Here is a 13,382-nt window from a genome sequence, read left to right as displayed (position 1 = left end):
TCTGCCACGCCCCCTGACGTCCTGCCCGGCGTCGCCCCGCCCCGCCCGCCCGGCATCCGTCTGCCCGCCGGACGTCCGACCGCGCACACCCCGCCGTACGCCGACCGGAGGAGGCATCACGCCATGACCCGCCATGAACCCGCGCCCGCGCAGCCTTCGGCGGCCGTCAGGCGTGACGCCCGCCAGAAGGTGACGGGCGAGGCCCGCTACGCCGTCGACCGGACGCCGCCCGGCTGCCTCCACGCCTGCCCGGTGCCCGCCGCCGTCGCCCGCGGACGGGTCACCGCCGTCCACGCCGACGAGATCCTGCAACGCCCCGGCGTACACGCCGTCCTGACCCACGAGAACGCCCCGCGCCTCGGCGACGCCGACGACCCGACGCTCGCGCTCCTCCAGGAGGACCGGGTCCCCCACCGGGGCTGGTTCGTCGCCGTCGTGGTCGCCGACACGCCCGAGAACGCCCGCGCCGCCGCCGACGTGCTGCGGATCGACTACGCGCCGAGCGAGCACGACGTCCGGCTGAGCGCCGACCACCCGCGCCTCTACACGCCCGAGAAGGCCAACGGCGGCCACCCGGCCGTACGCGAGCGGGGCGACTTCGACACCGCCTTCGCCGCGTCCCCGGTCCGCGTCGACGCCACCTACACCATGGGCGCCCTGCACAACCACCCGATGGAACCGCACGCCGCCACAGCCTGGTGGGACGACGACGGCCTGACCGTGTACGACTCCAGCCAGGGCGCGACGACCGTACGGGACGTCCTCGCGCGGCTGTTCCGGCTGCCCCAGCAGAAGGTCACCGTCGTCTCCGCCTACGTCGGCGGCGGCTTCGGCTCCAAGGGCACCCCCCGGCCGCCGGCCGTCCTCGCGGCGATGGCCGCCCGGCACACCGGCCGGCCCGTGCGGCTCGCCCTGCCCCGCCGCGACCTGCCCGCCACCGTGGGGCACCGCGCGCCCACCATCCAGCGCGTCCTCATCGGCGCGGCCGCCGACGGAACGATCGCGGCCCTCGCCCACGACGTGGTCACCCAGACGTCCACGGTGAAGGAGTTCGTCGAACAGGCCGCCGTCCCGGCCCGCACCATGTACACCTCTCCTCACAGCCGCACCACCCACCGGGTGGTCGCCCTGGACGTGCCCACCCCGTCGTGGATGCGCGCCCCCGGCGAGGCGTCCGGGATGTACGCCCTCGAAGCGGCCATGGACGAACTCGCCGAGGCGGTCGGCGTCGACCCGGTGGAGCTCCGGCTGCGCAACGAGCCCGACACCGAGCCCGACAGCGGCAAACCGTTCAGCAGCCGGGGCCTCGCCGCCTGCCTGCGGGACGGTGCGCGCCGGTTCCGCTGGGCGGAGCGGGACCCGCGCCCCGGCGTCCGGCGGGACGGGGACGTGCTGGCCGGCACGGGCGTCGCCGCGGCCACCTACCCCGTACTCGTGAGCCCGTCCCGCGCCTCCGCCCACGCCGCCCCGGACGGCCGCTTCGTCGTCCGCGTCAACGCCACCGACATCGGCACCGGGGCGCGGACGGTCCTCGCCCGGATCGCCGCCGACGCCCTCGGCGCCCCGCTCGACTCCGTAGGCGTCGAACTCGGCAGCAGCCGACTGCCCGACGCCCCCGTCGCCGGCGGCTCCTCCGGGACCGCGTCCTGGGGCTGGGCCGTGCACAAGGCCTGTGCCGCGCTGCGCGCGACCCTGGCCGCCGACCCCGGTCGTCCGCTGCCGCCCGAGGGCGTCACGGTCGAGGCGGACACGGACGAGGAGGCGGGGCGGACGTCCCCGTACGCCCGCCACGCCTTCGGCGCCCACTTCGCGGAGGTCCGCGTCGACACCGTCACCGGCGAGGTCCGGGTGAGCCGGCTGCTCGGCGTCTACGCCGTGGGCCGGGTCCTCAACGCGCGCACCGCCCGCTCCCAGTTCATCGGCGGCATGACGATGGGGCTCGGGATGGCGCTCACCGAACACAGCACCATGGACCTCGCCTTCGGCGACTTCCGCGAACGCGACCTGGCCTCCTACCACGTCCCCGCCTGCGCCGACGTGCCGGACATCGAGGCGCACTGGGTGGACGAGCACGACCCCCACCTCAACCCGATGGGCAGCAAGGGCGTCGGGGAGATCGGCATCGTCGGCACCGCGGCGGCGATCGCCAACGCGGTCCACCACGCCTGCGGCGTGCGCCTTCGAGACCTCCCCCTGACCCCCGACCGCCTCCTCCCGCTGCTCACCGCCCGGGCGCCCACCGCCTAGGCCGCGCCCGTCCTGCCTGCCTTGTAAGCGGCCGCGCCGAAGCCGCGCTCGCGGAACCGGGGCACACACCGCCTGCGTCGTCGCCCTCCCGCAGGGCGACAGGTTCACCGCCGGCGGAGGCGGGCGATGCCCCGGAGGGCGCCCGGACCGGGTCCGGATCTTTTGGCGGTGCCGTCGGGCCAGGGTGCGGGGTCGAGGAGATGCGGGCGTCGCGCCCTCCGGGCAGAGTGGGTAAGGACCTGTTCGTTCCGAGGTGGTCCCCGGTGGTCCCGCGTGCTGGAGACGGGACGGAGTGATGCGAGGATTGTCGTGACGTCGGAGTGATCGATGTTCCGCAGACGGCCGGCCGACAACAGCGAGGAGCTTCTGCTCCGGCTCGGGTCGCTGACCGCCAGGGCTCGGGAGTTGGCCGAGACCCAGCGTTCCCGTGTCGAGCTCGCCGTGGCCCTGCAGCGCGAAATGCTGCCCTCGGACCTGCCCAGTTTTCCGGGCGCCCGGCTGGCCGTCCGCTATGAGCCCGCCAACCACGGGCTCAACGTCGGTGGTGACTGGTACGACGCCTTCTCCCTGCCCGGCGGGCAGATCGGCATGTCCATCGGTGACGTGCAGGGGCACAACATCGAGGCCGCCGCCTTCATGGGACAGGTCCGCGTGGCACTGCGCGCGCTGGCCTCCGTCACCGGAGACCCGGGAGAGCTGCTCGGCCGCACCAACGACCTGCTGATCTCGCTGGGCGCCGACCTCTTCGCCACCTGCACCTTCCTGCGGCTCGACCCCGCCGCCGGCACCCTGGAGTGCGCCCGGGCCGGTCACATCCCCCACATCTGGGCCACCACCGACGGCCGCTCCGGCATCGACGACAGCGAGGGCGGGCCTCCGCTCGGTGTGCTCCGCGACGTGGACTACCCGGCCACACGCCACCGGCTGACCGCCGACGGTGTCTTCGTCCTCCTGACCGACGGGGTGGTGGAGGGGCCCTCGCTCCACGTCGACGAGGGCCTGGACCGGGTGACGCGGCTCGCCGGGATCACCGCTGTCGCCGGGCTGGACGTCGACGCGCTCGCCACCGCCGTCATGAAGCTGGCGGCCACGGTGGGGCACGAGGACGACGCAGCCGTCCTGGTCGTCGGCCATGACGGCGGTCCGGCCCGGTCGACGGTCGAGGAGTGAAGGCGGCTCGGCCCGGGTCGCCCCGCCCCCCCCTGGCCGGCTCGCCCCGGGTCGCCCCGCCCCTGGCCGGCCCGCCCCGGTTCGGGCCAGACCCCGGGGGTTCGGGCCAGACCCCGGGCCGGTCCGGACTCCACCAGCCGGTCCGGACCGCAGCCGGTCCGGACTCGTGCCGTACGGCGGCGCCCGACACGCGAGGGCCCTTACCCGGTCGTGGCGGCCCGGCCGGTGTCTGATGGCTGGCGTGTTGGATATTCGGCAGTTCCGGCCCTTTACCGAGGCGGCGCTGATTTCGCTGGCCGTGGCGATCTGCTACTACGCGGCCGGACGGCTCGGCCTGCTGGGCCGCCTCGTCGTCGGAGACGTGGTGGCCACCCCCATCTGGCCCCCCACCGGCGTCGCCGTCGCCGCTCTGCTGCTGTTCGGCGCGCGGGTCTGGCCCGGGATCGCTCTCGGCTCCTTCCTCGTCATCGCCTCCCTCACCACCCCTGGGCCCACCACCGTGGTCACCGTGGCGGGCAACACCGTCGCACCGCTCTGCGCCTTCCTGCTGCTGAGACGGGTCGGCTTCCGGCTCGACATGGCGCGGCTGCGGGACGGGGTCTCGCTGGTCTTCCTCGGGGGGTTCGGCGCCATGCTGATCAGCGCTACCGCGGGGGTCGGACTGCAGGTGGTGACAGGCTCCCTGGACAGGAGCGAGTTCTGGGCCGTGTGGCTGGCCTGGTGGGCGGGCGACACGATGGGGGTTCTGCTCGTCGCTCCGCTCCTGCTCGTACTCGCGGGGCCGGCCGGACGGTTCCGGGTACGGCGCTGGAAGGAGGCGACCCTTCTGGGGCTGACGACCCTGGTTCTCGTCCCCCTGGCCGTGCTCAGCCCGATCAGCCTGCTCTTCCTCGTCTTCCCCCTGCTGGTGTGGGCAGCGCTCCGCTTCCAGCTCGCCGGCAGCGTGCTGTGCGCGCTCTTCGCGTCCGCATTCGCCACCTTCGGGGCGACCTCCGACCGGGGCGCGTTCTTCAACCTGTCGGACGTCGAGACCATGGTCAAGCTCCAGACGTTCAACGGTTCCGCCGCCCTGACCGCCCTGCTCCTCGCCTCCGTCGTCACCGAGCAGCGTGCGACCCGCCGTTCGGTGCGCCGCGCCTGCGAGGAACTGGCGGAGGTCCTGGAGCACCTCGCGGCGGGTGAGCCCTCGCCGGGCCCGCCCGCCGGGACCCCGCTCGAGCCCACCGTGAGCCGGGCGGTCCCGCCCGGCGGACACCGGGATGCATGACCCTCCGCGTCCGTGACGGATCCGCTCGAGGTCACGGGGCCGAGGCCGACCGCGAGGAGCAGGCCGGTCCGGTGACCGGCAGGCCGGCCGGCGTCGACCGGCGGGTCAGGGCGACGCCGGTGAGAACGACCGCCATTCCCAGGGCGATCCGGAGGCTGAAGTCCTCGTGGAGGACGACGGCGCCGAGGGCCACGGAGACCACGGGCAGCAGGTAACCGACGGTGGCCGTGTGGGTGGCGCCCTCGGCCGCGATGTTCCGGTAGGTGAGGTGGAAGGTGACGCCGGTGGCGACGACGCCGAGGATCACCGTGGCGATCAGTTGTCTCGGGGTGATCTCGATCGGTGTCAGGCCGCCCGCCACCAGGGTCGGCGCGGTGAGGACGGTCGCGGCGGTGAGCTGCGCCGCGGACAGCGCGAGGGTCGGGATGCCCTTGCCGACCAGGTGACGGCTCATGAACAGGAAACCGACCGCGTAACCGGCCGCCGCGCCGACGATGGCGAGGGCTCCCCAGCCGCCCGACTCGCCGGCCTGCCACGGCGCGAAGATGAGTACCACCCCGGCGAATCCCAGGAGCAGGCCGACCACCCGTGCCGGCCGCAGACCGCCTTCGGTGCCGACGGCCGCGCCGAGGATCAGGGACCACAGAGGGGTCGTGGCGTTCAGGACGCCGGCGACGCCGGAGTCGATGCTCTGCTGTCCGAAGCTGAAGAGGGCGAACGGCAGGGCGTTGCAGAAGAAGGCGGCGACGACGATCCGACCCCAGACGGCCGGGCCGCGGGGCAGCCGCCGGCCGGAGAGCAGGCAGAGGGCCAGCAGGGTGACCGCCCCGAGCAGGCACCGGCCGAACGTCACCTGCACCGGTGTCAGCGCCTCCAGGGCCACCTCGATCCAGAGGAAGGTCGAGCCCCAGAGCAGGGCCAGCAGGCCGAGGCGCACCCCTGTCCAGCTTCTGTCCATCACGCCGACGTTCCCCGCTGCCTCCTGAATCGATCCCGTGGACATGAACGCTGCCGCACTCTTCTCGGAAGGACAAGAAAAAGGTTCTGCGCTTCTCTTAAGCTCTACTACATGATCGATGTGAGACGTATGCAGGTCCTGCGCGCCGTGATCACCAGCGGCTCGGTGACGGCGGCGGCCGCACATCTCGGCTACACCCCCTCCGCGATCAGCCAGCAGATCGCGGCTCTGGAGAAGGAGGCGGGGATGGCGCTGCTCGAACGAGTCGGCCGGGGAGTACGGCCCACGGAGGCCGGACTGCTGCTCACCCGGTACACGGCCGTCATCAGCAAGCACCTCGCCGAGGCCGAGACCGCGCTCGCCGATCTGCGCGCCGGGCGCGAGGGCCGGCTGACCGTCCGCTACTTCGCCTCCGTCGGGCCGACCCTGCTGGCGCCCGCCCTGGCCCGCGTGCGCGGCGAGCACCCGGCGGTCGCGATCGACCCGCGGCTGGCGGACCCTGACGACGCGGTGGCGGAGGTGTCCAGGGGCGACGCCGACGTGGCCCTGGTCGTCCGGCCGCCGGCCGACGCGCCCCGGCGGGGCCTCCAGGTCGTGCACCTGCTCGACGACCCGTACCGCGCGGTGCTGCCCGCCGGCCATCCGCTCGCCCCCAAGCGCGTGCTCGACCTCACCGATCTCGCCGGTGAACCCTGGGTCCGAAGCGAGCCCCCCGGCCCCTGCCTCGCCCCGGTCACCGACGCCTGCGCCGCGGCAGGCTTCAGCCCTGACTTCGCGGCCACGTCGCAGGACTACGCCACCGCACAGGGCTTCGTCGCCGCCGGTCTCGGAGTCAGTCTCGTCCCCCGGCTCGGACTGAGCGCCCGTCACCCCGGCGTCGCGGTCCGCCGCGTCAGGCACCCCGAGCCGGTTCGCGCGATCCACGCCGTGATCCGGGCGGGTTCCCTGGAACAGCCCGTCCTGCGCACGCTCCTCGACGCCTTCCGCGAGTCGGCCGGGGCAGGACGAGCGACGCCGGAGGCCGAAGGACACGTGGGCTCGCGCACCCGGAACAGCAGCTGAAGCGACGCGTGCTGGACAGCCGGCCGCTTCCGGTCGTCACGGTCGACACGGAGTGGACGTTCTGGGAATCGGGCCCCCTGGACCCGCGACCACATGGCGACCACCATGGCCCCGGATGCACGAAAGGCCGTCCTCTCACTCATGAGAGAACGGCCTCCGACCTGCTGAAAGCATGGTCGGGACGACAGGATTTGAACCTGCGACCCCTTGACCCCCAGTCAAGTGCGCTACCAAGCTGCGCCACGTCCCGGTGCCCGGTCGCCTCCGGTTCGGGACCGGCGGCGGCGTGCAAGAGAACATTACCTCACTTCACGGGGTGGATCACCACACGGGGTGTGACCGGGCGTCGCGTTCGAGAATGGAGGGATGGACAAGGAACTGGGACAGGGGCAGGGACCGGAACGGAAGCGGGAGAGGGACCGGGAACGGGAGGGGGAACGGGAGCGGGAGCGGGAGCGGGAGCGGGACCGCGGCCGGGATCGGGATCCCGAGGGGCGGGCTCGGAGTGCGCGGCCTCGGGACGGGTTGGGGAGGCCGTTGGCGTACGGGGCCGAGGGGGTGGCCCGGCAGCCCGAGGGGGTGGCGCGGACGCCCGAGGGGACGGTGCGGGAGGCGCAGCGGTTGCTGGACGCCGGGATGCCGTTCCACGCGCACGAGGTGTTCGAGGACGCCTGGAAGGCGGGGCCGGCGGGTGAGCGGGATCTGTGGCAGGGCTTGGCGCAGCTCGCCGTGGGGCTGACGCACGCGGCCCGCGGGAACGCGACCGGTGGGGCGCGGTTGCTGCTGCGCGGGGCCGGGCGGGTCGAGGAGTACGCGCGGGGCGGGGCGGAGACGTACGGGATCGACGTCCCCGGGGTGGCGGGCTGGGCGCGGGGGCTGGCCGCGCGCGTGACGGCGGGCGGGGCCGGGGGCGTCGACGCCGCGGCGGAGGCGCCGCGGTTGCGGGTCAGCAGGTGAGCGGGAGCTCCTCGGGCGAGCGGTGGATCAGGGTGGGGCGCATACGGATCTGAGCGCCGTCCGCCGGGCGCAGTCCGGGCAGGAGCCGGGTGAAGGCCGTGAGGGTGGCGCGGAGCTGGACGCGGGCCAGTTGGGAGCCGGGGCAGCCGTGCGGGCCGTGCCCGAAGGCGAGGTGGCGCGGGTACGGCCGGGGCCGGGTGATGTCGAAGGTGTCCGGTTCGAGATGCCGGGCCGGGTCGCGGTTGGCGGAGCCGTACGCGACGAAGACGGTCGCTCCGGCGGGCAGTTCGGTGCCGGCGAGGGTGACGGGGCGGGTGGTGGTGCGGCGGAAGCCCTGGACGGCGGTGTCGAAGCGGGCGGCCTCCTCGACGGCGGCGGGTATGAGCTCCGGCCGCTCGCGCAGCAGCTCCCACTGCTCGCGGTGGCGCATCAGGTGGAGCACCGTCGTGCCGATGAGGGCGGTGGTGGTGAGGTGGCCGGCGATGAGCAGGTTCTGGAGGTTGGAGACCAGTTCGCAGCGCTGGTCCTCGGTGAGCTCGCGTGGTCCGGGGCCGAGCCCCGCGTCGGGGGCGAGCGCGCCGACGAGCGCGCTGACCAGGTCGTCACGGGGCCGCGTACGCCGGTCGCGGGCGTAGCGGTCGAGGAGGTGCTGGAGGGCGAGCACCTCCTGGGCGGCGGCGATCTGCTCGTCCTCGGGGAGGGGCCGGAAGAGGAGCCGTTCGGCGCTGTACGAGCCGTGGACGGCGGCCGGCACGTCCGCCGGGTCGAGGCCGAGCAGCCGGCCGATCACGGTGCCGGGGAGGCGCCGGGCGTAGTGGGCCATGAAGTCCGCGTGGCCCTCCTTGGCGACCGTGTCGGCGAAGGCGCCGGCGAGGGTGTCCGCCTGCCGGGTGATGTACGGGGTGAGCGCGGCGATCCGGGCGGCGGACAGGCCGCTGTTGAGCGGCGCGCGGTGGCGGCGGTGCGCGGCACCGTCGGTGGACACCACGGTGGGCCGGGCGGCGAAGCCCGCGCCGAGGACGGCGAGGGCCGCGGGCGCGGGCAGCACGTCCGGGCGCAGGGCCTGCGCGGAGGAGAAGTCCTGCGGCCGGAGCAGCACTTCGCGGATGTCGGCGTCCCGCGAGACCAGCCAGGCGTCGAGGGCGGGGACGTAGGTCAGCCCGGCGATGTCTCGCGCCCGGGCGTAGAGGGGGTACGGGTCGCGCTGGAGCTCGTCGAGCTGGGCGTGACGCTTCCGCTGGGCCGGGTCCACGCGGCGCCTCCTCACGGTTCCGGGTGCGGTGCGGTGCGGTGCCATGGCGGGCGGGGCACCGGGCGGTGCGTTCCGGTGCGCCCATGGTGACGGGGGCGCGGGCCGGGTGAACAGGGGCGTGCGCCGAGGTGGCGGGAAAGGGCCGTCGGGGAGCGCCTATCCCGGTTCCGCTTCCAGCGCCTCCGTCAGGACCGCGGTGTGGCTGTGCGAGGGGTCCTTGGCGGACGTGAGGAGGGTGACGGGGCCCTCGGCGGCGCGGGTGCGCAGGTCGGCCAGGGCCTCGGCGGCGGCCGGTTCGTCGAGTTCCTTCCCGTACCGGCGCCGGAACTCCTCGTACTCCCCCTCCTCGCCGTGGTACCAGCGGCGCAGTTCGGTGGAGGGGGTCAGGTCCTTGGGCCACACGTCGACGTGCGCGTCGGCCTTGGAGATGCCGCGCGGCCAGAGGCGGTCGACGAGGACCCGCAGGCCGTCGTCGGGCTCGGGCGGGTCGTAGACGCGTCGCGTGCGGACCCGCGGACGTGAGGAGTGAGGCATGGCTTCAGGGTGCCGGAAGGGCAGGCGCTTCACACCTCGGGCCGGTGGGGTGTCGAGGCCTCGGCCTCCGGCTCGGCCGGTGCGGTGGCGCCCAGCGCGGGGAGGAGGACCGCGTCGACGAAGGTGCGCATGGCCGAGGCGTCGGCGAAGCGCTCCTCGAAGAGGCGCTCGACGCGCAGCATGCCCATGAAGCAGGGGGCGACGAAGTCGATCGCCGGGTTGTCGGCGGCGATCTCGCCGCGTTCGACCGCGCGCTTCAGCATCGCGTCCAGCGCGGCGACCTCCGGCTCGATGACGGTCTCGCGCAGGGCGGCGCGCAGGTCGGGGTGCTGGATGTACGCCTGGCTGACCGCCTCCATCAGCTCGGTGTCCCGCTCGCGGTGCGAGGCGGCGGTGCGGGCGGCCTCGCGCAGGTCGCCGACGAGCGAGCCGGTGTCGATGCCGGTGAAGAGGGCGCAGCGGCTCCGGCCGAGGGCGGCGGTGACGAGCCGGGGCTTGGTGCCCCACTGGCGGTAGAGGGTCGCCTTGCCGCACTTGGTGCGGGCGGCGACGCCCTCCATGGTGACGGAGTCGTAGCCGCCTTCGCGCAGCAGACAGATGACCGCGTCGTAGAGCTCGGCCTCCCGCTCGGCGGTCAGTTTGCTCCGCCGGGCGGCGGCGGTGGCGGCCTGCGTGGACATCGTTTCCTCCCGGACAGCCCGTACCCCACCGGACCTGTGTCTGCACATACGAGAGTAGGGGTCGCACAATCGAGACGCAAACGTATCGAGACGCTTGCGTCTCGATGAATCCGGATCTAGAGTTCATCCGTTTGCTGTCCGAATTGACGGAAAAAGGGGCCGAGCCATGGCTGCCGGGATAAGCGGGATACGAAGAACTCGTCCTGCAGGACCGGGGGCGACGGCTACCCCCAGACCACCGCTGCTGCGCGAGCTGCTGCTGGTCACGGCGCTCTTCCTCGTCTACAAGTTCGGCCGGCTCTTCGCCAACGGCCACGAGACCCGCGCCTTCCACAACGCCGACCGGGTGTGGGATGCCGAACGCGCCGTGCACCTGCCCGGCGAGGGCGCGGTGCAGCAGCTGCTGCTGCACGGCGAGACCCTCGTCCGCGCCGCCAACACGTACTACGCGGCCGTGCACTTCCCCGCCACGATCGCCTTCCTCGCCTGGCTCTACTGGCGCCGCCCCGCCCACTACGTCTGGTCGCGCCGCGTCCTCGCCCTGCTGACCGCCGCCGCGCTGGCGCTGCACCTGCTGATGCCGCTCGCGCCGCCCCGGATGCTCGCCGCCTCCGGCCTGGTCGACACCGCCCGGGTCTACGGGCCCTCCGTGTACGGCGCGACGCCCGAGACGGACTCCATGGCGAACCAGTTCGCGGCGATGCCCTCGCTCCACTTCGGCTGGGCGCTGATGGTCGCGATCGGCCTGATCCTGGCGACCCGGTCCCGCTGGCGTCTGCTGTGGCTGCTGCATCCGGTGCTGACGCTGCTGGTCGTCGTCGGCACCGCGAACCACTACTGGTTCGACGCCCTGGCCGCCGCCGTCCTGCTCGCGCTCGCGCTGCTCGTCGTACCGGCGCCGCGGCACCGGACGCCCGACGGCGACCCCGATCCGTCCCGGCCGCCGGCCGCACTCACCCCGGCCACGGCCGCCGCGACCGCCGGAGCCCTGCGATGAGCGCCGCCGCCGGGACCGTGGTCGCGGTCCTCCTGTCCCTCGTCTCCGCCGCCGGGTACGCGCTCGCCGCCGTCGCCCAGTCCCGGCTCGCCTCCGCCTCCACGGGTGGCCGCGGGGCCCTTCGCCGACTGCTCGGCCGGCCGCAGTGGTGGTGGGCGGTGGGCCTCAACGCCGCCGGCGCGCTCGCCCACGTCGCCGCCCTGCATTACGGGCCGCTCACCCTCGTCCAGCCGCTCGGCGCGCTGACGCTGGTCGCGGCCCTGCCCATCGGCGCCTACGGGGCACGGCGCCGGGTCAGCCGGGCGGAGTGGCGCGGGGCGCTGTGGACCCTGGCGGGTCTGGTCGGGCTCGTCGCCGTGACCGGCCCGGTCGCCCCCGAGGAGGCCCTGAACCTGCGCGAGGCCCTCGTCGTCACGGCCGTGACGCTGCTCCTCATCGGGGTGCTCGCCCACCGTTCCCGCGCCCGGATGGGTACGGGCGCGCGGGGCCGGGGTCTCGGGCACGCGACCGCGTCCGGAGTGGCCTCCGGCGTCGGCTCGGCCCTGACCCAGACCCTGACCGCCGCGCTCGCGCGCGACCTGCCGGGCGGTCCTTCGGGCTGGTGGCAGACGGCGTTGCTGGCGGTCCTGATCGCCGCCTTCGCGGTGGGCGGGCTGCTGCTGTCCCAGGCCGCGTACCGGGGCGGCCTCGCCGCGCCCCTCGCGGTGGTCAACCTCTCCAACCCGGCCGCCGCCGCCGTCATCGGCGTGGCCCTGCTCGGCGAGACCTTCCGCGCGGGCGCCTGGGGCTGGCTGGTCGCCGCCGGCGCGTCGCTGGTCGCGGCGCGCGGGGTGGTCCTGCTGACGACGGGCCTCGGGACGGAGGCCGCGGAGCCCGCGGGGATGGAGGCCTCGGGGGCGGCCGGGGTGGTGGGTACCTCGGGGGCGACCGCGGTGGCGGAGGCCGATCCCCTGCTTGTGCCCGGTCCCCCCACCCCGCTCGACTCCCTCCCCGTACGGGGAGGGCTCGGCGCCCCGGAGCCGCTGCCGGAGCCCGTCCGCTGACGCGGGACGCCCGACCCCCGGGAACGCGGGAAGCCGCGGCCCCGCCGGCCGCGGGGTTGCGCGGTTGGGGGGGCCGGGGGGGCCGGGGCAGGAGGGCCTGCGGGCCCTCGGGGCCCCCGGCCCGCCGGCGGGGCCCCCCCCCCCCCCGGGCCCGCCGAACCCCGGCCCCCCCGGGGCCGGCGGCTTTCCGCGTTTCAGGAGCCCGGGCGTCCCGCGTCAGTAGTCGATGCGGTCCGTCTTGGCCAGCCACGCGTCGAACGGCTCGGTGCGGTTCGACAGCTCCAGGCGCTCGACCGGCATCGGCCACAGCGACGAGTCCTTCTTGTCGAACAGGTCGTAGAAGCGGCGGTCGTCGAAGCCGGCCACCGCGGCGTCGTCCCGGTCGGCGGCGAAGATGACGCGGTCCACCCGCGCCCAGAGCGCCGACGAGAGACACATCGGACACGGCTCACAGGACGTCACCAGGACACAGCCCTCGAGCGAGAACGTGTTCAGCTCCTTACAGGCCGCGCGGATGGCGCTCACCTCGGCATGCGCGGTCGGGTCCAGGTTCGTGGTCACCTGGTTGTTGCCGAGCGCGACGATCTCGCCGTCCTTGGCCACCAGGGCGCCGAAGGGACCGCCGCCGTTCGCGACGCTGTCGGTGGCCAGCCTGATCGCCCTTTCCAGCCAGGCGCGCTCGGACTCGTGGACGCTCGTCGCCTGAGTGGTGGTGGTCATGGTGACTCCTTCTGGAGAGGGTGGGGATGAGGTGAAGCGGCGCGGATGCCGGCGGCGGCATCCGCGGGGGATCAGGCCGCGGGCGTCTGGCAGGGTCCCTGGCCGGGGGATCCCGCCGCGTGAGGAAGGGGCAGGGAGGCGCGCCGGCCGATGAAGGCGCCGGCAGGGCAGGTGGTGGTCCTGGCGATCACTCCGGCGCGGGGAGCACCGGGAAGGTACGGAGGCGGGGCAGTGGTGACGGGGACGTCCGGGCGCCGAGGCACGGAGCACACGCGTGACGTCTCAGTCATTACCTTCCTTCCCCGACCGGCACTGTTTCCCCGCTGTTGCAACCCACTTCGTCCCGTTGCAACGTGTGTGAGGAGTACACCTCCGACCGGTGGAGGCGAGCTAGGAGCGGAAGACATGAAAGCGCCCGTAGGCTGAAACAGGGTCTTCGTAGACTTCTACAAGACAGGGCTCCGGCCTGCGGCTTTGATCGACTCCTCGGAGCCT

General features: G+C 74.2%; 12 protein-coding genes and 1 tRNA gene. 7 read left to right on the top strand and 6 right to left on the bottom strand.

Features of this window, described 5'->3' with window-relative positions:
- Positions 1 to 123 precede the first annotated feature (123 nt).
- The 3 genes from ACIGXE_RS15200 (at position 124) to ACIGXE_RS15190 (ending at position 4,684) form a co-directional block, all read left to right on the top strand.
- Entirely contained in the window at positions 124 to 2,247 is a 2,124-nt protein-coding gene (locus tag ACIGXE_RS15200; RefSeq protein WP_399747317.1) for a xanthine dehydrogenase family protein molybdopterin-binding subunit, read from the top strand.
- Positions 2,248 to 2,574: 327 nt separating this feature from the next.
- Positions 2,575 to 3,417, top strand: a complete 843-nt coding sequence (locus ACIGXE_RS15195; protein ID WP_399747315.1) for a PP2C family protein-serine/threonine phosphatase — start codon at positions 2,575 to 2,577, stop codon at positions 3,415 to 3,417.
- Positions 3,418 to 3,649: 232 nt separating this feature from the next.
- On the top strand, positions 3,650 to 4,684 hold the full coding sequence (locus tag ACIGXE_RS15190; protein ID WP_399747313.1) for an MASE1 domain-containing protein: 1,035 nt from the start codon (positions 3,650 to 3,652) through the stop codon (positions 4,682 to 4,684).
- A 31-nt stretch (positions 4,685 to 4,715) separates the two neighbouring features.
- Here ACIGXE_RS15190 and ACIGXE_RS15185 read toward each other — a convergent pair whose 3' ends face one another.
- Positions 4,716 to 5,642, bottom strand: coding sequence for a DMT family transporter (locus tag ACIGXE_RS15185; RefSeq protein WP_399747311.1), 927 nt, complete (start codon positions 5,640 to 5,642; stop codon positions 4,716 to 4,718).
- 111 nt (positions 5,643 to 5,753) lie between these two features.
- Between ACIGXE_RS15185 and ACIGXE_RS15180 the strand changes: the two genes are divergently transcribed.
- Entirely contained in the window at positions 5,754 to 6,704 is a 951-nt protein-coding gene (locus ACIGXE_RS15180) for a LysR family transcriptional regulator (RefSeq protein WP_399747309.1), read from the top strand.
- A gap of 173 nt (positions 6,705 to 6,877) precedes the next feature.
- Here ACIGXE_RS15180 and ACIGXE_RS15175 read toward each other — a convergent pair.
- Positions 6,878 to 6,954: transfer RNA gene (locus tag ACIGXE_RS15175), tRNA-Pro, on the bottom strand.
- 116 nt (positions 6,955 to 7,070) lie between these two features.
- On the opposite strand from ACIGXE_RS15175, the gene ACIGXE_RS15170 reads away from it, so the two are divergent.
- Positions 7,071 to 7,661, top strand: coding sequence for a DUF309 domain-containing protein (locus ACIGXE_RS15170; protein WP_399747308.1), 591 nt, complete (start codon positions 7,071 to 7,073; stop codon positions 7,659 to 7,661).
- Here ACIGXE_RS15170 and ACIGXE_RS15165 read toward each other — a convergent pair.
- From ACIGXE_RS15165 to ACIGXE_RS15155, 3 genes are all read right to left on the bottom strand, one after another.
- A complete protein-coding gene (locus ACIGXE_RS15165; protein ID WP_399747307.1) occupies positions 7,651 to 8,913 on the bottom strand; it encodes a cytochrome P450 in 1,263 nt (420 codons plus the stop codon). The two genes, ACIGXE_RS15170 and ACIGXE_RS15165, sit on opposite strands and share 11 nt — an antisense overlap.
- Before the next feature lie 156 nt (positions 8,914 to 9,069).
- Positions 9,070 to 9,447, bottom strand: a complete 378-nt coding sequence (locus ACIGXE_RS15160; RefSeq protein ID WP_399747305.1) for a DUF488 domain-containing protein — start codon at positions 9,445 to 9,447, stop codon at positions 9,070 to 9,072.
- A 29-nt stretch (positions 9,448 to 9,476) separates the two neighbouring features.
- Complete coding sequence (locus ACIGXE_RS15155) at positions 9,477 to 10,127, bottom strand: TetR/AcrR family transcriptional regulator C-terminal ligand-binding domain-containing protein (RefSeq protein WP_399747303.1); 651 nt, start codon at positions 10,125 to 10,127, stop codon at positions 9,477 to 9,479.
- A gap of 166 nt (positions 10,128 to 10,293) precedes the next feature.
- Here ACIGXE_RS15155 and ACIGXE_RS15150 point away from each other — a divergent pair, with 166 nt between their 5' ends.
- Positions 10,294 to 11,124, top strand: a complete 831-nt coding sequence (locus tag ACIGXE_RS15150; RefSeq protein ID WP_399747301.1) for a phosphatase PAP2 family protein — start codon at positions 10,294 to 10,296, stop codon at positions 11,122 to 11,124.
- Positions 11,121 to 12,167, top strand: coding sequence for a DMT family transporter (locus tag ACIGXE_RS15145; protein WP_399747299.1), 1,047 nt, complete (start codon positions 11,121 to 11,123; stop codon positions 12,165 to 12,167). Before ACIGXE_RS15150 ends, ACIGXE_RS15145 begins: the two co-directional genes overlap by 4 nt.
- Before the next feature lie 216 nt (positions 12,168 to 12,383).
- Here ACIGXE_RS15145 and ACIGXE_RS15140 read toward each other — a convergent pair whose 3' ends face one another.
- Positions 12,384 to 12,887 (bottom strand): nucleoside deaminase, encoded by a 504-nt coding sequence (locus ACIGXE_RS15140; RefSeq protein ID WP_399747297.1) that lies wholly within the window; start codon positions 12,885 to 12,887, stop codon positions 12,384 to 12,386.
- Positions 12,888 to 13,382 lie beyond the last annotated feature (495 nt).

This window comes from Streptomyces sp. NPDC053431 (assembly GCF_044544925.1).
Lineage (GTDB): Bacteria > Actinomycetota > Actinomycetes > Streptomycetales > Streptomycetaceae > Streptomyces.
This window is presented reverse-complemented; position numbering and strand designations above follow the sequence as displayed.

Coding starts and splice junctions, on each gene's coding strand:
- ACIGXE_RS15180 (WP_399747309.1), top strand. CDS start 5,754: ATGATCGATGTGAGACGTATGCAGGTCCTGCGCGCCGTGATCACCAGC.
- ACIGXE_RS15155 (WP_399747303.1), bottom strand. CDS start 10,127: ATGTCCACGCAGGCCGCCACCGCCGCCGCCCGGCGGAGCAAACTGACC.
- ACIGXE_RS15145 (WP_399747299.1), top strand. CDS start 11,121: ATGAGCGCCGCCGCCGGGACCGTGGTCGCGGTCCTCCTGTCCCTCGTC.
- ACIGXE_RS15190 (WP_399747313.1), top strand. CDS start 3,650: ATGGCTGGCGTGTTGGATATTCGGCAGTTCCGGCCCTTTACCGAGGCG.
- ACIGXE_RS15200 (WP_399747317.1), top strand. CDS start 124: ATGACCCGCCATGAACCCGCGCCCGCGCAGCCTTCGGCGGCCGTCAGG.
- ACIGXE_RS15170 (WP_399747308.1), top strand. CDS start 7,071: ATGGACAAGGAACTGGGACAGGGGCAGGGACCGGAACGGAAGCGGGAG.
- ACIGXE_RS15150 (WP_399747301.1), top strand. CDS start 10,294: ATGGCTGCCGGGATAAGCGGGATACGAAGAACTCGTCCTGCAGGACCG.
- ACIGXE_RS15140 (WP_399747297.1), bottom strand. CDS start 12,887: ATGACCACCACCACTCAGGCGACGAGCGTCCACGAGTCCGAGCGCGCC.
- ACIGXE_RS15160 (WP_399747305.1), bottom strand. CDS start 9,447: ATGCCTCACTCCTCACGTCCGCGGGTCCGCACGCGACGCGTCTACGAC.
- ACIGXE_RS15185 (WP_399747311.1), bottom strand. CDS start 5,642: ATGGACAGAAGCTGGACAGGGGTGCGCCTCGGCCTGCTGGCCCTGCTC.
- ACIGXE_RS15195 (WP_399747315.1), top strand. CDS start 2,575: ATGTTCCGCAGACGGCCGGCCGACAACAGCGAGGAGCTTCTGCTCCGG.